This is a genomic window from Comamonas sediminis (genome assembly GCF_041107495.1).
In the GTDB taxonomy this organism is placed as follows: Bacteria; Pseudomonadota; Gammaproteobacteria; order Burkholderiales; family Burkholderiaceae_C; genus Comamonas; species Comamonas sediminis.
In genome coordinates, this window is record NZ_JBGBDC010000008.1 from 1 (window position 1) to 20,105 (window position 20,105).

The following is a 20,105-nucleotide window of genomic DNA, read 5'->3' on the forward strand; positions in this document are numbered from 1 at the left end:
GGTGGTCGTAGTGGGACTTGAACCTACGACATCAGCATTATGAATGCTGCGCTCTAACCAACTGAGCTATACGACCGGCAGAACGAAATTATATACCGAAAATTTGGCCTGGCAATCAATGTCGCCAGCTTTTGTCAAAATGGGGTGATGGGGCGGGGCCGTTGCCGGGCATGCCCAGGCCCGTTGGCCTGGCCTCCACGGCACCGTCACGTCGATCAGCTGTTGCTGAACTGGGCCTGTCGCTTGTTGACGAAGGCGTCCATGCCTTCCTTCTGGTCGTTGGTGGCGAACAGCGCATGGAACAGGCGGCGCTCGAACATCACGCCGTCGTTGAGGCTGCCTTCAAACGCACGGTTCACCGATTCCTTGGCGGCCATCACGGCCAGTTGCGAGAAGCCGCTGATGATGATGGCCGCGCCCAGCGCTTCTTCCATCAGCTTGTCGACGGGCACCACGCGGCTGACCAGGCTGGCACGTTCGGCCTCGTCGGCGTTCATCATGCGGCCGGTGAGGGCCAGGTCCATGGCCTTGGCCTTGCCCACGGCGCGCGGCAGGCGCTGCGTGCCGCCGGCGCCGGGGATGACGCCCAGCTTGATCTCGGGCTGGCCAAAGCGGGCGTTGTCGGCGGCGATGATGAAGTCGCACATCATCGCCAGCTCGCAGCCGCCACCCAGTGCATAGCCACTGACGGCGGCAATCACCGGCTTGCGGATGCTGCGGATCGCCTCCCAGTTGCGGGTGATGTAGTCGCCGCCATAGGCGTCGGCAAAGCTGTACTTGGCCATCGCGCCAATGTCGGCACCGGCGGCAAAGGCTTTTTCGCTGCCGGTGATGATCATGCAGCCAATGTTCTTGTCGGCATCAAAGGCCTTGAGCGCCTCACCCAGCTCGTTCATCAGCTGGTCGTTCAGCGCGTTCAGCGCCTTGGGGCGGTTCAGCGTGATGATGCCCACCTTTTCGGCTTCGACGCGCACTTCGATCATTTCATAGGCCACGGTCTGTCTCCTTGGGTTTGTGGGGCAGCAGCGGCCTGCTGGCGCCCGCATGGTCGACAGGCATCCTACACCAAGCAGGCTGTTGCGGCGCAGCAGCCTGCACAAGATGGCGCTTTTTGGGTGCTGGTGGGCGTGCCGCCACCCGTGATCAACGCCCGTCCAGCCAAAGGTTGACCAGATTCACATCGGTGACAGCCAAGGTGACGGTATCGCTCTGGCTGGCAGTTTTTGGAGCCTTCTTGCGGCCTTTGCCCGGGGCGCTGGCGGCGCGGGCCGGCAAGGCCAGTGGCAGGCGCAGCAGGCGCTTGTCGCGCGCCACCAGCGCCAGCACCTGCTGGGCGTCACCGGCATACAGCGGCAGGTCGTCGAGCTTGTGCAGGCGCCAGCCGATGCTGTCGGTGCTGGCCTGCAGTGGCTCGATGCCGATCCATTCGTCACCCGCCATCATGCTGGCGGCCTCGGCCGCGCCGCCGCGCAGCACCACCTTGATGCTGATACCCGCTGCGCCCTCGGCCACCCGCAGGCCCAGCTGCTGGGCGATCTGGGGCTTGTCGGGCTGGCAGTCCACGCCATGGGCCTGCAGCAGGGCGGCTACCGGCAGGTCCAGCTTGCCGTGCACCCAGGCGCTGATGTCGGCGGCCCAGCTGCGGCCGGTCAGCTCGTGCAGCACATCGAGCAGGTCCTGCTCGCGCATGGGGCCGGCCTTGCAGCGCCGGTACAGCGCCCGCATCACCGCATCCAGCCCGCTGTGGCCTGCACGGCGCAGGCTCAGGTCCAGGCACAGCGCCACCAGCGATCCCTTGGTGTAGTAGCTGACGGTCGCGTTGGGCGTGTTCTCGTCCTGGCGGTAGTACTTGACCCAGGCGTCAAAGCTCGACTCGGACACGCTTTGCACATGCCGGCCCGGCGTCTGCAGTACCTGGTTCAAGGTCTTGTTGAGCAGCTTGAGGTACTGCGCGTTGTCCAGCAGGCCCGCGCGGCGCAGGACCAGGTCGTCGTAGTAGCTGGTGAAGCCTTCGAAGAACCACAGCAGCTCGGTGTAGTTCTCGCGTTCGTAGTCATAGCTGGCCAGCTCCATCGGGCGCAGGCGCTTGACGTTCCAGGTGTGGAAATACTCATGGCTGATCAGGCCCAGCAGGGTGATGTAGCCACTGCTGGGCTGGGCCTCGCCCTTGCGGGGCAGGTCGCGCCGGCTGCAGATCAGGGCGGTGGAGTTCTTGTGTTCCAGGCCGCCATAGTTGTCGTCCATGGCGTTGAGCATGAACACATAGCGCTCGAAGGGCGGCTTGCCCCGGGGATGCCAGAGGCGGATTTCGGTCTCGCAGATCTTTTGCGTGTCGGCCACCAGGCGCGCGCCATCAAAGCTGGGCGGTGCACCGGCGACGACAAAGCGGTGTGCCACGCCGTGGGCACTGAACTCGGCACTCCAGAACGCCCCCATCTCGACCGGGCAGTCCACCAGCTCGTCGTAGCTGCTGGCGTGGTAGCGGCCAAAGCCCTGGGGGTTGGTCTGCGCGGCCATCAGGCCGGTGGCCACCTGCCAATGGGGCTGCTGGGCCGGCGGCTCGATGTGCAGCACCTGCAGCAGCGGCTCGCTGCCATGCACACGCAAAAACACGCTGGTGCCATTGAAAAAACCGCGCTGGCTGTCGAGCCAGGCGGTGCGCACCGAGCTGTCGTAGGCGCAGATCTGGTAGCTCAGGGTCAGCGGCTCGGCCGCGCTGCTGTCCATCACCCAGGTGTTTTTGTTCTGCTGCTGGACGTCGACCAGCTGCCCGCCCTGGCTGGCACTCAGGCCCTGCAGCGATTTGGAGAACTCACGCACGAGGTAGCTGCCGGGGATCCAGACCGGCAGCGACACGGTCTGCATCGCCTTGGGTCGGGGGATATTGAGCACCACCTGGTAGAGGTGGGCATGCAGATCGATGGGCGTGATGGTGTACTGGATGGCGTGCGGTGCCAGGGCGGGTGCGCTTTGGGTCATAGCCTGCAAGCGTAGCCCCAATTGCATGGGCGCGTGCCGACCCAGGAATTCACCGGCGCAAAAAAAGGCCCCGAAGGGCCTGAGGAAAGAGGGGCAACGCGCCTGGTTTACTTGACCGCCTTGAGGCGCTTTTCCAGGTCGTCCGAGCCGATGGCGCCCGGCACGCGCGAGCCGTCCGCAAAGAAGATCGTGGGCGTGCCGGTGATCTTGTACTTGCGGCCAAATTCCATATTGCGCTGCAGGGCGGTCACGTCGCAGCTCGACGGAGCGGCGGGCGCATCCGTGCCCTTGAGCATGTGGCTGGCCCATTCCTTGGCCGGGTCCTTGGCGCACCAGATGTTGCGCGACTTCTCGACCGAATCGGGGCTCAGGATCGGGTAGAGGAAGGTGTAGACCGTCACGTCCTTGACGTTTTGCAGGTCTTTCTCGAAGCGCTTGCAGTAGCCGCAGTTGGGGTCTTCAAACACGGCGATCTTGCGCGAGCCATTGCCCTTGACGGTCTTGATCGCGTCCTTCAGGTTGAGGCTGTTGAAATCCACGGCCGTCAGCTTGTTGATGCGGTCTTCGGTCAGGTTGCGGTGCGCCTGGGTGTCGATCAGCTCGCCCTGGATCAGGTAGTTGCCCTTGGCATCGCTGTAGAACAGGTCGGTGCCGACGCGCACCTCATACAGGCCCTGCATCGGGGTGGCACTGACTTCGTCAATCTTTTGCAGCTGGGGGATACGCTCTGCCAGCGCCTTGCGGATCGCGTCTTCTTGCGCACTGGCAGAGAAACTGGCCGCGATGGCAGCACTGGCCAGTACGGTAGAGAGAATTCGCATGGGAAACTTTCTTTGATCTTGATAGTAAAAAGCCAGCGCGCGGGAGGGGCCCCAACGCAGTGAAAGCCGCCTGGCGGTGCACCGATGTCCGTCTGGGCGGGAAGTGTGCCTGAACGCTAAACCCCCGCAACTATTAACATTTTGGTACCGCAAGCGGCTTTTGGCCGAACGACGGTTTGTACCAGATGGGCGCTAAAAGTTCACTCCCATGGCCTGGCGGGTCACCCATGATTTCAGCGGACCGCTGCTTTCAAAGCCGCGCATGCCCCAGTTTCTCAGGCTCTGCAAAGGCGTCTCGGGCCTGGTAAACAATTGTTGAATGCTGTCCATCGCCAAGCCGATCGGGGCCAGGCGCGCCTTGCGCTCACGCTCATAGCGGCGCAGCAGGCGCAGGTCCGACAGGCGGCGCCAGCGCGCATCTTCGCTGGTCAGCAAACGCGCCAGTGCGGCGATATCGGCCATGCCCAGGTTCAGTCCCTGGCCGGCCAGCGGGTGCACGGCGTGGGCGCTGTCGCCGGCCAGCACCCAGCTTTGGGCCCGGGCAGTATCTTGCAAGGCGCTGCCCGGCATCGGGCCGCACCACTGGCGCGCCACCGACTGCTGCAGCGGCCAGGCAGCACGCTCGGCGCACACGGTCAGCTGGCCCAGCATGCCCTGGCTGGCCGATTCCAGCGCCATCGCCAGGCCTGCATCGTCCAGCGCCTTGACCCCTTCAACCTGGCTGACCGGCAGCGACCACACGACGGCCACCTCATGGCCGCCGGGGCCGCCCAGCGGCAGAAAGGCCAGAATATCGCCCGCGGCAGAAAACCACTGGCGCGCGGCCTGGCCGTGCGGGCGCTCGCAGCGCAGACGCGTAGCGACGGCGGTCTGGTGGTAGGGGATGGTGGTGAATTCCACGCCGAATTCCTCGCGCGTGCGGCTGTGCTTGCCTTCGCAGACCACCGTCAGGCGGGCATCGACCGGGCGGGTCACCGTCTCCACCATCGGCTGGTAGCGCACGGCGGCGGCCAGCTGGGCCTCCAGCGCGGGCACATCGACGATCCAGTTCAGTGCCTCGGTGCGCTGCTGCGCCGCATCAAAATGCACCTCGCCGCCCTGGTCGCCATAGACGTCCATGCGGGTCACCGGCGTGGCGTACTGGGCCTCGGGCCAGCTGCGCACCGATTGCAGCACCTCCCGCGAGAGCTGGTTGAGGGCATAGGCGCGCACATCACCATGGCCGCTGTTGCTGGGCGCCGGGGCGGTATCCACCAGCGCCACGCGCATGCGCTCCCGCGCCAGCAACAATGCCAAGCTGCGGCCCACAATGCCCGCGCCACGGATACAAACGTCGAATTCAGAAGCCATAAGCGACCTATTGTAGTGGGGCACTGTGGCAGCGCCGGGCGCCTGTACGACTTGCTGCAGGGGTCTGGCTACCGTTTGGCGCCGCGTAGATGCAACGCAGCCTTTTACTCGTTACAGTGTGGTTTGCCCAGAACCAACCCAGGCGCAGAGCAGCATGGCAAATAGCGATTTTTTTGATGTCACCGGCCATATCGGCCAATTGTGGGTTTTTCCCATCAAATCCTGCGCCGGCATCGCCGTGCAAAGCGCGCGTCTGTTGCCGACGGGCCTGGAGCATGACCGGGCCTTCATGCTGGTCGATGGGCAAGGCGACTTCATCTCGCAGCGCGAGATCGCCCGCATGGTGCTGGTGCAACCGGCCATTGCCGAGGGCGTGATGACGGTGACTGCTCCGGGCATGGAGCCGCTTGCAGTCGATATGGCTTTTACCGGCCCCGAGCGTGCAGTGCGCGTCTGGGACGACCAGGTTCCGGCCCTGCAGGCGCCCGATGCAGTCAATGCCTGGTTCAGCGCGTTCTTGCAGACCGCGTGCACGCTGGTGCGCATGGCCCCGCAGGCGCTGCGGCTGGCCAGCAAGAAATGGACCGGCGGCGCCGACGCCCCCACGCAATTTGCCGATGGCTTTCCGGTGCTGGTGGTCAGCCGGGCCTCGGTCCATGAGCTCAATGAGCGCCTGACCCAGGCAGGCGAAGCGCCGGTGGTGGCAGAGCGCTTTCGCGCCAATATTGTGGTCGAGGGCTTCCAGTCCCACGACGAGGACCGTATCGAGAGCCTGTCGGTGCAGCAGGGCGGGCCGGGCAGCCAGCAATGGGTGGATCTGCCACTGGTCAAGCCCTGTGCGCGTTGCCCGATCCCCGATATCGACCCGGCCACGGCTGCGAGCGGCACCAGCGTCACCGATACCCTGCAGACCTACCGCCACGACGACCGCCTGGATGGCGCTGTGACCTTCGGCATGAATGCCTATGTGCCTGCGGGCACCGGTGGGGTGCTGCGGGTGGGTGATGCCGTCGGCGGCGCGCTGCAGTTTGACTGAGCGGCGCAAACAGCACCCTGGATACGTCGTTGCCCCGCCGGCCGCGCCAAGCGGCAACCGCCAACCTGCGGTGTGCGGGGCTGGGTGAGCAGCCCGAAGCCTCTGTTAATACGCCTGGATTCGCGACTGCCATGCAGTCCGCTTAAAATGCCGGGTTTGTCCGAAAGAATAGAGAAAGCACTGCCATGAGCCTCAAATGCGGCATCGTCGGTTTGCCCAATGTTGGCAAGTCCACCCTTTTTAATGCGTTGACCAAGGCAGGTATTGCCGCCGAAAACTATCCTTTCTGCACGATCGAACCCAATACCGGCGTCGTGGAAGTGCCCGATCCGCGTCTGGACCAGCTGTCCAAGATCGTCGAGCCCGAGCGCATTGTTCCGGCCATCGTCGAGTTTGTGGACATCGCCGGCCTGGTGGCCGGCGCCTCCAAGGGTGAAGGCCTGGGCAACCAGTTCCTGGCCCATATCCGCGAAACCGACGCCATCGTGAACGTGGTGCGCTGCTTCGAAGACCCCAACGTGATCCACGTGGCCAATAAGGTCGACCCGATTGCCGATATCGAGGTCATCCAGACCGAACTGTGCCTGGCCGATCTAGCCACCGTGGAAAAGGCGCTCAACCGCTACAGCAAGGCGGCGAAGTCGGGCAACGACAAGGAAGCCGCCAAGCTGGTCTCGTTGCTGACCCCCATCCAGGCCGTGCTGGACCAGGGCAAGCCTGCCCGCATCGTGCCCGTATCCAAGGAAGACGCGCCGCTGCTCAAGCAGTTCTGCCTGATCACCGCCAAGCCCGCAATGTTTGTTGGCAACGTCAGCGAAGACGGCTTTGAAAACAACCCACTGCTCGACAGCCTGAAGGCCTATGCCGCAGCCCAAGGCGCGCCCGTGGTCGCCATCTGCGCCAAGATCGAGGCAGAAATGTCCGAGATGGGCGACGAAGACCGCGACATGTTCCTGCAGGAAATGGGTCTGGAAGAGCCGGGCCTGAACCGCCTGATCCGCGCCGGCTTCTCGCTGCTGGGTCTGCAGACCTACTTCACCGCCGGTGTGAAGGAAGTGCGCGCCTGGACCGTGCCCGTGGGTGCCACCGCGCCCCAGGCGGCAGGCGTCATCCACGGCGACTTCGAGCGTGGCTTTATCCGCGCCCAGACCATCGCCTTTGACGACTTCATCCAGTACAAGGGTGAGCAAGGCGCCAAGGAAGCGGGCAAGATGCGCGCCGAAGGCAAGGAGTACATCGTCAAGGATGGCGATGTGCTGAACTTCCTGTTCAACGTCTGACCGTTTCGGCGGCGACCCTGCCCGCAGGCATTCGCTGCGTGCTGGCAGTCATAACCCCCAAGCCCGCTGCGTGTCAGCGGGCTTTTTCGTGGGGCGTTGCGGTCATCCGCATGTGGGAGCGGGATAGCAGAGAAGCGTGGCCAGCCGTTATAAGATAGCCGCTGCTTGCCAGACAGCGGCTCCGTTGGCGGTCGCTGCAAGCGCAGTCCCGTCCACCGATTCTTGAAAGCCCCCATTTGGTGACCCCACCTGCCGCCAATACCAAAACCACTGCTGCGGATGCCCCCCGTGCGCCGAGCGCCGCCGAGCGCGAGCAGCATTCCGTACAGGCCGATCTGGTCGCGGTGCTGGTGGCGGTGACGGGCGGGCAGCCGCGCATACTGACCACCCAGGCCGGTGAGACCCTGCCAGCGGGGCCCTTTACCGCCAACCACCGCTCGCTGCAGGCCAGCCTGCGCGCCTGGGTCGAGACGCAGACCCACCACCCGCTGGGCTTTGTCGAGCAGCTCTACACCTTTGCCGATGGCGACCGCTCGCAGGAGCTGGGCATGCGCGCCATCTCCATCAGCTACCTGGCATTGACGCGCGAGCTCGACGATGCCGGCCAGGCCCAGCCGGGCTGGCAGGACTGGTACCACTACTTCCCCTGGGAGGACTGGCGCAGCGGCGCGCCCGAGATCCTGGACCAGCGCATTGCGCCAGCGTTGCAGGCCTGGAGTGCGCAGGCAACGGGCAAGGCAGCGGCCAGCGCGCGCTGGGAGCGGGCCCGAGTGAGCTTTGGCCTCGAGGGCAGCGATTGGAACGAAGAGCTGGTGCTGCAGCGCTACGAGCTGCTGTTCGAAGCGGGCCTGGTCGCAGAAGCCTGGCGCGATGGCAGGGCGGCCCCGACAGGCCAGACCTTGCTGGGCACGGCGATGCGCAATGACCACCGCCGCATTCTGGCGACCGGCATGGCGCGGCTGCGCGCCAAGATCAAGTACCGCCCTGTGGTGTTCGAGCTGATGGCCGACAGCTTCTCGCTGCTGCAGCTGCAGCAGACTGTCGAGGCGCTGGCCGGGCGCAGCCTGCACAAGCAGAACTTTCGCCGCCTGATCGAGCAGCAGGCGCTGGTGGAAGAGACCGGCGAGATCAGCAGCCAGGGCGCAGGCCGCCCGGCCAAGCTGTTTCGTTTTCGCCGCAATGTACTGGTGGAACGCGCGCTTGCGGGCAACAAGCTGCCGCTGGCGCGCGGCTGATCGTGCTGATCCGTTCTTGCAGGCCGCAACGGAGGCGGCATCCTGGCAGCGCCAGGACTTGACAATATTTATACTCATAATTAGCATAAGTGTGCGCGTGACCGGTTAAGCGCTGGTTCGCCTCTTTTTTTACCCTTTAAATACTCAAAATGAGCATTAATCAAACTGCGGCGCTGCCGGTTCCTCCCTTGCCCGATGTGATGCTGGAGCCGCTGGTGCGCATGGCCCTGCTGGAAGACCTGGGCCGCGCCGGGGACCTGACGACCGACACCATCGTGCCCGCAGACGCCAGAGACAGCCTGCGCCTGGTAGCACGGCAAGCGGGTGTACTGGCAGGGCTGGATCTGGCGCGGCTGGCCTTTCATCTGCTGGACAGCGGCCTGGTGTTTGAGCCGCTGTGCGGCGATGGCACGGTGCTGGCGCCGGGCATGGAGATCGCCCGCATCCGCGGCAAGAGCCGGGCAATCCTCACGGCTGAGCGCACGGCGCTCAACTACCTTTGCCATTTGAGTGGCGTCGCCAGCGCCACCTACGCGATCGCCCAGGCCATCCAGCCCTATGGCACGCGGGTGACCTGCACGCGCAAGACCATGCCGGGCCTGCGTGCGCTGCAAAAGTATGCGGTGCGCGTGGGCGGTGGCAGCAACCACCGCTTTGGGCTGGATGACGCGGTGCTGATCAAGGATAACCACATTGCACTGGCCGGCGATGTGGCCACCGCCGTGGGCCGCGCCCGGGCAGGCGTCGGCCATATGGTCAAGATCGAGCTTGAAGTGGACACGCTCGCCCAGCTTGATGCCGCATTGCAGCTGGGGGTGGATGTGGTGCTGCTGGACAACATGGACCTCGAGACCCTGCGCACGGCGGTGGCCATGTGCCGGGGCAAGGCGGTAACGGAGGCATCGGGCCGCATCACACCCGAGACCGCGCCGCAAGTGGCCGCCACCGGGGTGGACCAGATCGCCGTCGGCTGGCTCACCCACAGCGCCAAGGTGCTGGACATCGGCCTGGATGCCTGATCCGGCCCTCTACCACCCGCGCACCCTGCATATCCTGGAAGGAGGCCTGTGATGCCCCGCGTTCTCCAACGCTTCTCCTGGTGGTGGCTTGCCGCCGCCGCTGCGGCCTGCGTGGCTGCCGGCCTGTGGCTGGGCGGCAGCAGCATGGCGGCAGCCCGCTTTGACAAGCCCATGACCATCGTGGTGACCTTTCCACCGGGCGGCGGCACCGACTTGCTGGCGCGCAAACTGGGCGCCGCCTTGCAGCAGCGCACGGGCCAGACCGTGGTCGTGGAAAACCGCCCCGGCGCCAGCGGCAATATCGGCGCGCGCCATGTGGCGGAGGCGGCGGGTGATGGCAGTACCTGGCTGATGGTGAACAGCTCGTTCGCGATCAACCCCGCCGTTTACCGCCAGCTGGATTTTGACCCGCGGCGCGATTTCAAGGCCGTGTTCAATGTGGGCACGATTGCCTCGGTGCTGGTGGTGCCGCAGGCCAGTGCGCTGCATAGCCTGGCCGATGTGCGCGCCTCGGCGCAGCGGCTGCAGCAGCCCTTTGCCTCTTGCGGCAATGGCACGCCCCAGCACATGGCCGGCGAGATGCTGGCCCAGGCCGCGCAGCTGCATTGGCAGCATGTGCCCTACAAGGGCTGCGGGCCGGCCATCACCGCCGTGGCGGCCGGCCAGGTCGCCATGGGCATGGTCACCGCCAGCAGCGCAGCGCCGCTGATCGAAGCCGGCCGCGTGCGCGCCATTGCCATCACCGCGCCCCAGCGCCTGGCGCAGTGGCCGCAGGTTGCCACGGTGGCCGAGCAGGGTGCAGCCGGTTTCAGCGTGGAGCAGTGGCATGGCCTGCTGGCCCCTGCTGCCACCAGCGATGCGGTGGTGCAGCGCATGCATGGCGTACTGGCGCAGATCCTGGCCGAGCCGGCGATGCAGCAGTGGTTTCGCGAACAGGGCTACACGCCGGTGCAGCAAAGTGCGGCCGAGTTTGGGCGGGTGATCAACAGCGATATCGACCGCTATGCCGCCGTGGCGCAGCAGCTGGGCTTGCGGGTGGATTAGGCAGCGCTGAAAACCGCGCGTGCCTTCAAGAGGGCCAGAAATGCAAAATCGTGGCCGTCATCACCAGGTAGCGCAAAAACTTGCCGATCGCCATGTAGAACACGCAGGGCCAGAACGGCAGGCGCAGCCAGCCGGCCACGGCGCACAGCGGATCGCCGACGATGGGCAACCAGCTGAGCAAACAGGCCTTGGCGCCGAACTTGCGCAGCCAGATGCGGGCCATGCGCTGGTGGCGGCTTTGCTTGTTGGGGGGTGCCGTGGGGATGAGGGGGTTGGTCGGTGCGGCCGCATCGCCGGCATGGCGCAGTCGGCGGGCCTTGTACCAGGCGGTACGGGCGAGCGCGCCGGTCCACCAGCTGATCGCGCCGCCCAGTGTGTTGCCGGCTGTCGCCACCAGAATGGCCTGCCAGAACAGGTCCGGATTCAGATGTAGCAGGCCGGCCACAGCGGGCTCGGACCCGAGCGGCAGCAACGTGGCCGAGATCAGGGCCACGACAAAGACCGTGCTGAGCCCGAACTGCGGCAGGGCCAGCCATGTCAGCAACTGTTGAATCCACGCTTCCATGGCTGCCAGTGTAGCGGCTGGTGCCGGCCTGCCAGCGGCGCAGCGGGCCGCTGCCGTGTCAGCCAAGAGGCCGAAAAATACCTGCTGCACAAGCCCTGGCGCCGGCAGGGTCGGACGGCCTGCCGGGCCATTCAGGGGGTGCCCATGCGCGTCGCCAACGCCTGCCCGCAGGCCCGATTTATGGGCATTCCCAAATGTCAAGCGGGTAGATTGGATGTTTGCTACTTTTTTAAGCAGTACAATCTGCCCCTTCCCCTCACTACAACAGACAGCACTTCGGTGGCGAAGTGCTCGCTTTTTGCATTCCATGTCCGTCCGCATCGGTCCCTATACTCTGGCCAACAATGTGTTTGTGGCGCCCATGGCGGGCGTGACGGACCGGCCTTTTCGCCAGCTGTGCAAGGCGCTGGGGGCGGGGTATGCGGTCAGCGAGATGGTGACCAGCCGCAAGGACCTGTGGGATAGCCTCAAGACCAGCCGCCGCGCCAACCATGCCGGCGAGCCCGGCCCGATCTCTGTGCAGATCGCCGGCACCGACGCGCCGATGATGGCCGAGGCGGCGGTCTACAACATTGAGCGCGGCGCGCAGATCATTGACATCAACATGGGTTGCCCGGCCAAGAAGGTCTGCAACAAATGGGCAGGCTCGGCGCTGATGCAGAACGAGCCCCTCGCGGTCGAGATTGCCGCTGCGGTGGTGGAGGCTGCGGCGCCCCATGGCGTGCCGGTGACGCTGAAGATGCGCACCGGCTGGAGCGATGACCACAAGAATGCCGTGCAACTGGCGCGCCAGTTCGAACAGGCGGGCATCCAGATGCTCACCGTGCATGGCCGCACGCGCGAGCAGGGCTACCGGGGCCTGGCCGAGTACGACACGATCCGCGCTGTCAAGCAGGCGGTGTCGGTTCCAGTGGTTGCCAATGGCGATATCACGAGCCCGGCCAAGGCCCGCGATGTGCTGGCCTTCACCGGTGCAGATGCGGTGATGGTGGGGCGGGCGGCCCAGGGCCGCCCCTGGATTTTTCGCGAGATCGTGCATTTTCTGCAGACCGGCGAATTGCTCGCGCCTCCGCTGGTGGCCGAGCTGCGCCGCCATCTGCTCGAGCACCTGCAGGACCACTATGCGCTGTACGGCGAGAGCACCGGCGTGCGCTCGGCGCGCAAGCACATTGCCTGGTATGTGCGCGATCTGCCGGGGGGCGATGCGTTCAGGCGCGAGATGAATGTGATTGAAAACAGTGCGGCGCAATGGCAGGCCGTAGCCGATTATCTGGGGGCCCTGGGGCAACAGATGGACCGGCTGCCTGGCATCGCGGCAGCACCAGAGGCCAGCGGGAGTGCGATGGCCCCAGCAACAACAATGAGTGATGACCTTGTATGAGTAAGACGACGATTGAGCAGTCCGTGCGGGACAGCCTGCAGACCTATTTTCAGGATTTGGAAGGCGAGGTGCCGGACCGCGTGTACGAGATGGTAGTGCGCATGGTGGAGCGCCCGATGCTGGAAGTGGTGATGAACCACGCCGACAACAACCAGTCACGGGCCGCCGAGTGGCTGGGCCTGAACCGCAACACGCTGCGCAAGAAGCTGGTCGAGCACAAGATGCTCTGACCCGCGCCCTGATTTCAGTGCTGCTTGCGCCCGCTGCGCAAGCGGCACAAGCCTGTTTCCATTCTTGAAGTGATTGACATGAAAGCCCTGATTTCCGTTTCCGACAAAACCGGTATTGTCGAATTTGCCCAGGCCCTGCATGCGCTGGGCGTGCAGCTGCTGTCGACCGGCGGCACCGCCAAGTTGCTGGCCGACAAGGGCCTGCCTGTGACCGAGGTGGCCGAGGTGACCCGCTTCCCCGAAATGCTGGATGGCCGCGTCAAGACCCTGCACCCGATGGTGCATGGCGGCCTGCTGGCCCGCCGCGACCTGCCCGAGCACATGGCTGCACTGAAGGAACACGGCATCGAGACCATCGACCTGCTGGTGGTCAACCTCTACCCGTTTGAAGCGACCGTGGCCAAGGCCGGCTGCACGCTGGCCGATGCGATCGAGAACATCGACATTGGCGGCCCGGCAATGGTGCGCTCCGCCGCCAAGAACTGGAAGGATGTCGGAGTGATCACCGCCGCCGACCAGTACGACGCCGTGCTCGCCGAGCTCAAGGCCAGCGGCAAGCTGTCCAACCAACTGCGTTTTGCCCTGTCGGTGGCGGCATTCAACCGCATCAGCCAGTACGATGGCGCGATCAGCAACTACCTGTCGTCGGTCACGTTCGAAGACGAAAAGCTGTCCGAGGAATACGTGCCCGAGCGTGCCGCCTTCCCCGGCCAGAGCAACAGCCAGTTCATCAAGATCCAGGACCTGCGCTATGGCGAAAACAGCCACCAGCAAGCTGCCTGGTACCGCGATCTGTACCCTGCACCCGGCTCGCTGGCCACGGGCGTGCAGCTGCAAGGCAAGGAGCTGAGCTACAACAACATCGCCGATGCCGATGCCGCCTGGGAATGCGTCAAGAGCTTCGAGGTGCCGGCCTGCGTCATCGTCAAGCACGCCAACCCCTGCGGCGTGGCCGTGGGTGCCGATGCATTGGAAGCCTACTCCAAGGCCTTCCAGACCGACCCGACCAGCGCCTTTGGCGGCATCATCGCCTTCAACCGCGCCGTGGACAAGGCAGCGGCGGAGGCCGTGTCCAAGCAGTTCGTCGAAGTGCTGATGGCCCCCGACTTCAGCGCCGAGGCGCTGGAGATCTTCAAGTCCAAGGTCAATGTGCGCCTGATGAAGATTGCACTGCCCGCTGGCGGCAACAGCGACTGGGAGCAGGGCCGCAACGCCATTGAGTCCAAGCGCGTGGGCTCAGGCATCCTGCTGCAATCGGCCGACAACCATGAGTTGCAACTGGCGGATCTGAAGGTCGTGACCGTCAAGCAGCCCACCCCGCAGGAACTGCAGGACCTGCTGTTCGCGTGGAAGGTGGCCAAGTTCGTCAAGTCCAATGCCATCGTGTTCTGCAAGAACGGCATGACCATGGGCGTGGGCGCGGGCCAGATGTCGCGCCTGGATTCGGCCCGTATCGCATCGATCAAGGCGGAAGCGGCCAAGCTGTCGCTGCAGAACACCGTGGTGGCGTCGGATGCCTTCTTCCCCTTCCGCGACGGCCTGGATGTGGTGGTCGATGCCGGCGCCACCTGCGTGGCCCAGCCTGGTGGCTCGATGCGCGACCAGGAAGTGATCGCCGCCGCCGACGAGCGCGGCGTGGCGATGGTATTTACTGGCGTGCGCCACTTCCGCCATTGATGGCAAGGCGGTACCCGCCAGGGTGCTGCCACCGCTGGCTGCAGGCCGATCCGGCCTGCAGCCCCGATACGCCGGCCATCTTCGGGTTCGCCGGCTTGTTTTCTGCGCCGGGCCCCGGCCCCTTCCACCATGAGCGAACCACAGCACCAAGACCCGCCTCCCGCCTCCGATCCGGACAGTGACCCGCCGCGCCGCTCGCGCTGGCTGGGTGTGCTGATCGTTGCATTTGCGCTGGTGGTGGGCCTGGGCATGTTCAATATCGGGCGCCTGATCATCCGGCCCAAGCCCGAGGTGACGGCCGCTGACCGCCTGATCGAGGCCAGCCCCCGGCTGCAGCAGGGCCGCGAGCTGGTCACCCGCAGTAGCGACTGCATGCGCTGCCACACGATGGAGCTGGATGTCGTGGGCCCGGGTTTTCGCAACATCGCCAAGCGCTATGCCGACCGTGACGATGCCGTCCCCTATCTGGCGCGCAAGATCCGCGAGGGAAGCGTCGGCGAGTGGGGCCGTATCGTGATGCCACGCCATCCGCAGGTCACGCAGGAGCAGGCCGAACTGATGGCTGGCTGGCTGATGGCCCTGCGCCCCGCCAACGCGCCTGCCGCCAGTCCGCCTTGAGCGCCTGTCGGACCGGCTGCACGCGCCCGCTGCTGCAGCGGGCTTTTTTGTGCCTGGCGGCAATGTCCGTAGACAGGGTCTGGAAAGGCCATGCTTTGTAAAGCAAATCTGCGATACTGCAGCGACATAGACCTGAAGGAGGATGCATGAACTTTCCCGAATACGCCGGACACGGCGGTGGCCTGACCGAGGCGAACAGCCGAGGCCAATTCATCAAGGCGGCCTACAGCCATCTGGCCGTCGCCATCTTGGCTTTTGCCGTGCTGTCGTTTGGCCTGTACGCCAGCGGTGCATCGTTTGCGATGCTCAAGATGCTGGGCGTGAGCAAGTGGGGCTGGCTGGCGGTCATGGGCGCCTTCATGGTGGTCGGATGGCTGGCGACCAATGCCGCCGACAACTCGGAAAGCACCGGCGTGCAGTACCTGGCGCTGGGCGGCTTTGTGTTCGCCGAATCGCTGATCTTCGCCCCGATGCTGGCCATGGCCAGCATCATTGCCCCCGGCTCGATCCAGGCGGCCTCGATTGCGACCCTGGCGTTGGTGGCGGGCCTGACCTTCACGGCCTTCACCAGCAAGAGGGACTTTTCCTTCCTGGGCGGCTTCCTGAAGATCGGTGGCCTGGTGGCGATTGGCATCATCCTGGCCGGTGTCGTGTTCGGCTTCAAGCTGGGCATCTGGTTCTCCGGCGCGATGGTGCTGTTTGCCGGTGCTTGCGTGCTGTATGACACCTCGCAGATCATGCGCCACTACCCGGCAGACCGCCCCGCTGGCGCGGCCCTGCACCTGTTCGCATCGGTGGCCCTGCTGTTCTGGTATGTGCTGCGCCTGATCATGCAACTGGGTGGCAGCGACGACTGATCGCCTGCGGCAGACAACAAAAAACCTCGGCATGCCGAGGTTTTTTTGTGCCCGCCAGAGACGGGGGCCAGGCAGCGGAGGGCGCTTACAAGGTCTTGAAGACGTCGCGGGCTGCTTCGATCGTCGCCTGGATGTCGGCATCGGTATGGGCGCTGCTGACAAAGCCCGCTTCGTACAGCGCCGGCGCAAAGTAGTGGCCGCGCGCGAGCATGCCGTGGAAGAATTTGTTGAACAGCGGCTTGTCGCTCTTCATCACCGCTTCGTAGTGGCTGGGCAGCTCCGGCAGCAGGAAGAAGCCGAACAGACCGCCCTGGTGGTCCACGCTGAAGGGAACACCTGCGGCATCGGCCTCGGCCTTGAGGCCGGCCATCAGCTGGCCGGTCTTCGCATGCAGCGCTTCATGGAAGCCCGGCTGGCTGATCAGCGACAGGGTCTGCAGACCACAGGCCGTGGCAATCGGGTTGCCCGACAAGGTGCCGGCCTGGTAGACCGGGCCCAGCGGCGAGAGCTTTTCCATGATCTCGCGGCGCGCGCCAAAGGCGGCCATCGGCATGCCGCCGCCAATCACCTTGCCCAGCACGGTGATGTCGGGCTTGAAGCCGGGGATCTGCTGCGCATACAGGCTTTGCGCGCTGCCCAGTGCGACACGGAAACCGGTCATCACCTCGTCGTAGATCAGCAAGGCGCCATGTTCCTGGGTCAGCTCGCTGATGCGGCGGGTAAAGGCGGTGCTGGCGCGCACAAAGTTCATGTTGCCGGCAATCGGCTCCATGATCACGCAGGCGATCTGGCCGTCGTACTTGGCAAAGGCTTCTTCGAGCTGGCCGATGTCGTTGTATTCCAGAACGATGGTGTCCTGCACCACCTGGGCGGGCACACCTGCCGAAGACGAGGCGCCAAAGGTCGCCAGGCCCGAGCCGGCCTTGACCAGCAGCGCATCGGCATGGCCGTGGTAGCAGCCGTTGAACTTGATGATCTTGTTGCGGCCGGTATAGCCCCGCGCCAGGCGAATCGCGCTCATGCCCGCCTCGGTGCCGGAACTGACCAGGCGCACCATGTCCATCGACGGCATGAGCTTCAGGATGGCTTCAGACAGTGCGATCTCGCGCTCGGTGGGAGCACCGAAGGAAAAGCCTTCGAGCAGCGCAGCCTGCACGGCGCTCAGCACCTGCGGGTGGCCATGGCCCAGGATCATCGGACCCCAGGAGCCGATGTAGTCCACATAGCGTTTGTCATTGGCATCAAACAGGTGCGCGCCTTGCGCGCGGGCGATGAAGGCCGGCGTGCCGCCTACGGCATTGAAAGCCCGCACGGGCGAATTCACGCCGCCGGGGATCACCTGGCGGGCACGTTCAAACAATTGGGCGTTTTTATCCATCGTCATAAGGGCTCACATCTACTCTGGCCTTGGATTGTCGGCCAAGCGGGTGCCTGGGGCTGTCAATCCGGTATTCACTGCACTGGAACAGGCAGGCTTTGAACTCAGAGCGGGCGGGTGTGGAGCGCGTCGCTCTCATCCCCATCCGCGCTGCCGTCTTCCTCTACGTCCTCGTCATCGGCATGCACCCAGAAGAGACGGTCAGGCACGGTCTTGCCCATGCCGGGGCGCAGGCCTCCCTCCAGGCATTTGTCGAGGTAGGTCATTGCTTCGGCGGTCGCGTCGCTCAGCGGCACCTCGGTGGCCAGCAAGGCTGTGAGCGCCGCGCTCAAGGTGTCGCCTGCGCCGATGTACTCGGTCTCGAAAAGCTCGAACTCGCCGCTGCCGTACACGGTGTCGGCCGAGGCGAGCACGTTTTCCACATGCTGGTCATGGGCGGGGATGCCGGTCACCAGCACAAAGGGCACACCATGGTCGGCGGCGGCCTTGGCCAGGTCACGGGGGCTGGGGCGGTGCTCGGAGGTGCGGTCGGGCAGCAGCCAGCGCCATAGCAGGCCATAGGCACCGACCAGCACCGTCACCTGGGGCAGCAGCAACTCCTGGTACGCGTCGAGGTAGTCGTCGATCAGTTCGCTGTCCCACCAGGCCATGCCGGCGACATAGGCGACGACCGGTACATCGGGGTAGTCATTGGTTACTTCCGCACACACGCGTACATTTTCAATCGATCCCAGAAAGCCCAGTTTGATCGCGCGGATGGGAATGTCCTGCAATACGGTCTGCGCCTGTTGCTGAACTGCATCATCGGACAGCGCATAAAAGTCGATGGTGTCGAGCGTATCGCGGATCAATGCACCCGTGACGACGGTGCAGGGGTGTCCTCCCATCGACGCCACGGCCAGCGCATCGGCATTGGTGCCGCCTGCGCCGCTGGGGTCATTGGCGTTGATGCAGAGGATGCTGGCGGTATCAATCGTCGCGGCCAACGTGCTTTCACTCGGGCTGGATTCTGGCTGGTTTGTCAAGGAGGATGTCATAGGTCAACGAGATAAAGCACATTGATGCAGGAATCACCGTTAAATCTGTGTTGAAAAGCTACAATCGTTGCATTCTATGTAAAGCCTCTGTAAGCTTTTCAAAATTAGGAGCAGGGACGACGGATGCAGTGTACGCGCTGTGGTGCAAAATGCACCTCCAGCACATGCGGATTCGTCGAAGAAAAATTGCCATAGGGCGTATGTGTTCAATGCAAACGGGTGGGAGGGGCTATGTCAGCCTTGGCTGCCGCGTGCATTCGCATTTCATGACATGCAATGAGGAGGGTGGCCGGTGACAGTTTCCGCAGACAACTTCAAGGTATTGGTAGTTGACGATAGCAATACCATTCGCAGAAGTGCTGAGATTTTTCTGAAGCAAGGCGGCTACGAGGTGCTGCTCGCTGAAGACGGCTTCGATGCCCTCTCCAAAATCAACGATTTCAAGCCGGACATGGTGTTTTGCGACATCCTGATGCCCAAACTGGACGGCTACCAAACCTGCGCCATCGTCAAGCGCAATGATGCTTTCGCATCTACACCCGTGGTCATGTTGTCGTCCAAGGACGGCGTTTTCGACAAGGCCCGGGGACGCATGGTGGGATGTGAAGACTATCTCACCAAGCCATTTACCAAAGATCAATTACTGGAAACCGTCGGACGTTTCGTTGCCGAACGTTAAGGAGGGGTCGTGCCTATTCAAAAAGTTCTTATCGTTGATGACTCAAAAACCGAATTGATGTTTTTGAGCGATCTGCTTGTACGCCAGGGTATGGTGGTGCGCACTGCGCAAAATTCGGACGAGGCGATGCTGCGCCTGGCGGAAGACCGGCCCGACCTGATCCTGATGGACGTCGTGATGCCCGGGCAGAACGGCTTTCAGCTGACCCGCCTGATCACCCGCAGCCCAGAGTATGCGGATATCCCGATCATCATGTGCACCAGCAAGAACCAGGAAACCGACCGGGTCTGGGGCATGCGCCAGGGCGCACGTGGCTATGTGACCAAGCCGGTGGATCCGGCCGAACTCAAGGCCAAGATCGAGGCACTGGGATAAGGCATGGCACAGCGCGAAGACTTGCGAGAGCTGCAAACCCGGCTGGCCGATCGTCTGAGCCAGGCACGCAACCAGACGGCGGTCGGTGCCTCGTGGCTGGCAGTCAAGATCAGTGGCCGGAACTTTCTGCTGCCTTTGAGCCAGTCCGGCGAAGTGCTGGGCTGGAGCGGGGTGGAGCCTGTGCCCTACACCAAACCCTGGATGCTCGGTGTGACCAGCATCCGGGGTATTTTGTTGACGGTGGTGGATCTGGCCCGCATGCTGGGCCTGCCTGTCGCACGCAGCGAACAGGTGTTCGCCGGGGCTTCGGTCGTCGCGCTCAACCCCATGATGGGCGTCAATGCCGCCCTGTTTGTCGAGCAGCTGGAAGGCTTGCGCGGCAGCAATGACTTCGCGCATTCCAAAGACAAGCCGGCCGATGCGCCGGAATTTTTTGGTGCGCTCTATACATCCGCCAGTGGCGAGCAGTGGCAGGAACTCAACCTGCAGCTGCTGGCCAATGCGCCCGATTTTCTCGATATCACGGTTTAGTGCGGGGCTTCCG

The 20,105-nt window shown here is 64.2% G+C and carries 20 protein-coding genes and 1 tRNA gene; 13 read left to right on the forward strand and 8 right to left on the reverse strand.

Going from position 1 to position 20,105, the window contains the following annotated elements; genetic code table 11:
- Positions 1–2: 2 nt before the first annotated feature.
- The 5 genes from AB7A72_RS17795 to AB7A72_RS17815 all read right to left on the reverse strand — a co-directional run bounded on the left by AB7A72_RS17795 (position 3) and on the right by AB7A72_RS17815 (position 5,150).
- Positions 3–76, reverse strand: a tRNA-Met gene (locus tag AB7A72_RS17795).
- Positions 77–215: 139 nt separating this feature from the next.
- Entirely contained in the window at positions 216–995 is a 780-nt protein-coding gene (locus AB7A72_RS17800) for an enoyl-CoA hydratase (RefSeq protein WP_230778938.1), read from the reverse strand.
- 148 nt (positions 996–1,143) lie between these two features.
- A complete protein-coding gene (locus tag AB7A72_RS17805) occupies positions 1,144–2,979 on the reverse strand; it encodes a M61 family metallopeptidase (RefSeq protein WP_369460727.1) in 1,836 nt (611 codons plus the stop codon).
- 107 nt (positions 2,980–3,086) lie between these two features.
- Positions 3,087–3,800, reverse strand: a complete 714-nt coding sequence (locus AB7A72_RS17810) for a DsbC family protein (RefSeq protein ID WP_312412499.1) — start codon at positions 3,798–3,800, stop codon at positions 3,087–3,089.
- A 192-nt stretch (positions 3,801–3,992) separates the two neighbouring features.
- Positions 3,993–5,150: an FAD-dependent monooxygenase gene (locus AB7A72_RS17815; protein ID WP_369460728.1), complete on the reverse strand. Its 1,158-nt coding sequence runs from the start codon at positions 5,148–5,150 to the stop codon at positions 3,993–3,995.
- A gap of 154 nt (positions 5,151–5,304) precedes the next feature.
- Between AB7A72_RS17815 and AB7A72_RS17820 the strand changes: the two genes are divergently transcribed.
- From AB7A72_RS17820 to AB7A72_RS17840, 5 genes are all read left to right on the forward strand, one after another.
- Positions 5,305–6,186, forward strand: a complete 882-nt coding sequence (locus tag AB7A72_RS17820; protein WP_312527487.1) for an MOSC domain-containing protein — start codon at positions 5,305–5,307, stop codon at positions 6,184–6,186.
- Between the two features lie 185 nt (positions 6,187–6,371).
- Positions 6,372–7,466 (forward strand): redox-regulated ATPase YchF, encoded by a 1,095-nt coding sequence (gene ychF, locus AB7A72_RS17825; protein WP_239809328.1) that lies wholly within the window; start codon positions 6,372–6,374, stop codon positions 7,464–7,466.
- Between the two features lie 335 nt (positions 7,467–7,801).
- Complete coding sequence (locus tag AB7A72_RS17830; RefSeq protein ID WP_369460841.1) at positions 7,802–8,701, forward strand: NUDIX hydrolase; 900 nt, start codon at positions 7,802–7,804, stop codon at positions 8,699–8,701.
- Positions 8,702–8,850: 149 nt separating this feature from the next.
- A complete protein-coding gene (gene nadC / locus AB7A72_RS17835; RefSeq protein ID WP_312833939.1) occupies positions 8,851–9,720 on the forward strand; it encodes a carboxylating nicotinate-nucleotide diphosphorylase in 870 nt (289 codons plus the stop codon).
- A 51-nt stretch (positions 9,721–9,771) separates the two neighbouring features.
- On the forward strand, positions 9,772–10,764 hold the full coding sequence (locus tag AB7A72_RS17840; RefSeq protein ID WP_407064994.1) for a tripartite tricarboxylate transporter substrate binding protein: 993 nt from the start codon (positions 9,772–9,774) through the stop codon (positions 10,762–10,764).
- Between the two features lie 25 nt (positions 10,765–10,789).
- On the opposite strand, the gene AB7A72_RS17845 is transcribed toward AB7A72_RS17840, so the two are convergent.
- The gene (locus tag AB7A72_RS17845) at positions 10,790–11,329 is read right to left on the reverse strand and encodes a YqaA family protein (RefSeq protein WP_369460729.1); all 540 of its coding nucleotides are present in this window, start codon (positions 11,327–11,329) and stop codon (positions 10,790–10,792) included.
- 307 nt (positions 11,330–11,636) lie between these two features.
- On the opposite strand from AB7A72_RS17845, the gene dusB reads away from it, so the two are divergent.
- The 5 genes from dusB to AB7A72_RS17870 all read left to right on the forward strand — a co-directional run bounded on the left by dusB (position 11,637) and on the right by AB7A72_RS17870 (position 16,092).
- Positions 11,637–12,710 carry a tRNA dihydrouridine synthase DusB gene (gene dusB / locus AB7A72_RS17850; protein WP_312412514.1) on the forward strand — a complete coding sequence of 358 codons (1,074 nt, stop codon included), beginning with the start codon at positions 11,637–11,639 and terminating at the stop codon, positions 12,708–12,710.
- Positions 12,707–12,940, forward strand: coding sequence for a Fis family transcriptional regulator (locus AB7A72_RS17855; protein WP_021027292.1), 234 nt, complete (start codon positions 12,707–12,709; stop codon positions 12,938–12,940). Before dusB ends, AB7A72_RS17855 begins: the two co-directional genes overlap by 4 nt.
- A 78-nt stretch (positions 12,941–13,018) precedes the next feature.
- Positions 13,019–14,617 carry a bifunctional phosphoribosylaminoimidazolecarboxamide formyltransferase/IMP cyclohydrolase gene (purH, locus tag AB7A72_RS17860; RefSeq protein ID WP_369460730.1) on the forward strand — a complete coding sequence of 533 codons (1,599 nt, stop codon included), beginning with the start codon at positions 13,019–13,021 and terminating at the stop codon, positions 14,615–14,617.
- A gap of 129 nt (positions 14,618–14,746) precedes the next feature.
- Positions 14,747–15,235, forward strand: a complete 489-nt coding sequence (locus AB7A72_RS17865) for a c-type cytochrome (protein WP_239809323.1) — start codon at positions 14,747–14,749, stop codon at positions 15,233–15,235.
- Positions 15,236–15,381: 146 nt separating this feature from the next.
- Positions 15,382–16,092, forward strand: coding sequence for a Bax inhibitor-1/YccA family protein (locus AB7A72_RS17870; RefSeq protein WP_239809322.1), 711 nt, complete (start codon positions 15,382–15,384; stop codon positions 16,090–16,092).
- Positions 16,093–16,177: 85 nt separating this feature from the next.
- Here the strand turns inward: AB7A72_RS17870 and hemL are convergent, their stop codons facing one another.
- Complete coding sequence (hemL, locus tag AB7A72_RS17875) at positions 16,178–17,476, reverse strand: glutamate-1-semialdehyde 2,1-aminomutase (RefSeq protein WP_239809321.1); 1,299 nt, start codon at positions 17,474–17,476, stop codon at positions 16,178–16,180.
- A gap of 98 nt (positions 17,477–17,574) precedes the next feature.
- A complete protein-coding gene (gene thiD / locus AB7A72_RS17880; RefSeq protein WP_369460731.1) occupies positions 17,575–18,495 on the reverse strand; it encodes a bifunctional hydroxymethylpyrimidine kinase/phosphomethylpyrimidine kinase in 921 nt (306 codons plus the stop codon).
- 304 nt (positions 18,496–18,799) lie between these two features.
- Here thiD and AB7A72_RS17885 point away from each other — a divergent pair, with 304 nt between their 5' ends.
- Genes AB7A72_RS17885 through AB7A72_RS17895 form a run of 3 tightly spaced genes read left to right on the forward strand, consistent with a single transcriptional unit; the run spans position 18,800 to position 20,092 of the window.
- Complete coding sequence (locus AB7A72_RS17885) at positions 18,800–19,186, forward strand: response regulator (RefSeq protein ID WP_021027286.1); 387 nt, start codon at positions 18,800–18,802, stop codon at positions 19,184–19,186.
- Positions 19,187–19,195: 9 nt separating this feature from the next.
- Positions 19,196–19,561, forward strand: a complete 366-nt coding sequence (locus AB7A72_RS17890; protein ID WP_256460938.1) for a response regulator — start codon at positions 19,196–19,198, stop codon at positions 19,559–19,561.
- 3 nt (positions 19,562–19,564) lie between these two features.
- Positions 19,565–20,092, forward strand: a complete 528-nt coding sequence (locus tag AB7A72_RS17895) for a chemotaxis protein CheW (protein WP_239809319.1) — start codon at positions 19,565–19,567, stop codon at positions 20,090–20,092.
- Positions 20,093–20,105: the final 13 nt, after the last annotated feature.

Excerpts from the sequence above, each read along its gene's own strand:
- dusB (WP_312412514.1), top strand. The coding sequence starts at position 11,637 with ATGTCCGTCCGCATCGGTCCCTATACTCTGGCCAACAATGTGTTTGTG.
- AB7A72_RS17820 (WP_312527487.1), top strand. The coding sequence starts at position 5,305 with ATGGCAAATAGCGATTTTTTTGATGTCACCGGCCATATCGGCCAATTG.
- AB7A72_RS17805 (WP_369460727.1), bottom strand. The coding sequence starts at position 2,979 with ATGACCCAAAGCGCACCCGCCCTGGCACCGCACGCCATCCAGTACACC.
- ychF (WP_239809328.1), top strand. The coding sequence starts at position 6,372 with ATGAGCCTCAAATGCGGCATCGTCGGTTTGCCCAATGTTGGCAAGTCC.
- AB7A72_RS17855 (WP_021027292.1), top strand. The coding sequence starts at position 12,707 with ATGAGTAAGACGACGATTGAGCAGTCCGTGCGGGACAGCCTGCAGACC.
- AB7A72_RS17815 (WP_369460728.1), bottom strand. The coding sequence starts at position 5,150 with ATGGCTTCTGAATTCGACGTTTGTATCCGTGGCGCGGGCATTGTGGGC.
- AB7A72_RS17840 (WP_407064994.1), top strand. The coding sequence starts at position 9,772 with ATGCCCCGCGTTCTCCAACGCTTCTCCTGGTGGTGGCTTGCCGCCGCC.
- AB7A72_RS17865 (WP_239809323.1), top strand. The coding sequence starts at position 14,747 with ATGAGCGAACCACAGCACCAAGACCCGCCTCCCGCCTCCGATCCGGAC.
- nadC (WP_312833939.1), top strand. The coding sequence starts at position 8,851 with ATGAGCATTAATCAAACTGCGGCGCTGCCGGTTCCTCCCTTGCCCGAT.
- AB7A72_RS17895 (WP_239809319.1), top strand. The coding sequence starts at position 19,565 with ATGGCACAGCGCGAAGACTTGCGAGAGCTGCAAACCCGGCTGGCCGAT.
- AB7A72_RS17870 (WP_239809322.1), top strand. The coding sequence starts at position 15,382 with ATGAACTTTCCCGAATACGCCGGACACGGCGGTGGCCTGACCGAGGCG.
- purH (WP_369460730.1), top strand. The coding sequence starts at position 13,019 with ATGAAAGCCCTGATTTCCGTTTCCGACAAAACCGGTATTGTCGAATTT.
- hemL (WP_239809321.1), bottom strand. The coding sequence starts at position 17,476 with ATGACGATGGATAAAAACGCCCAATTGTTTGAACGTGCCCGCCAGGTG.
- AB7A72_RS17845 (WP_369460729.1), bottom strand. The coding sequence starts at position 11,329 with ATGGAAGCGTGGATTCAACAGTTGCTGACATGGCTGGCCCTGCCGCAG.
- AB7A72_RS17810 (WP_312412499.1), bottom strand. The coding sequence starts at position 3,800 with ATGCGAATTCTCTCTACCGTACTGGCCAGTGCTGCCATCGCGGCCAGT.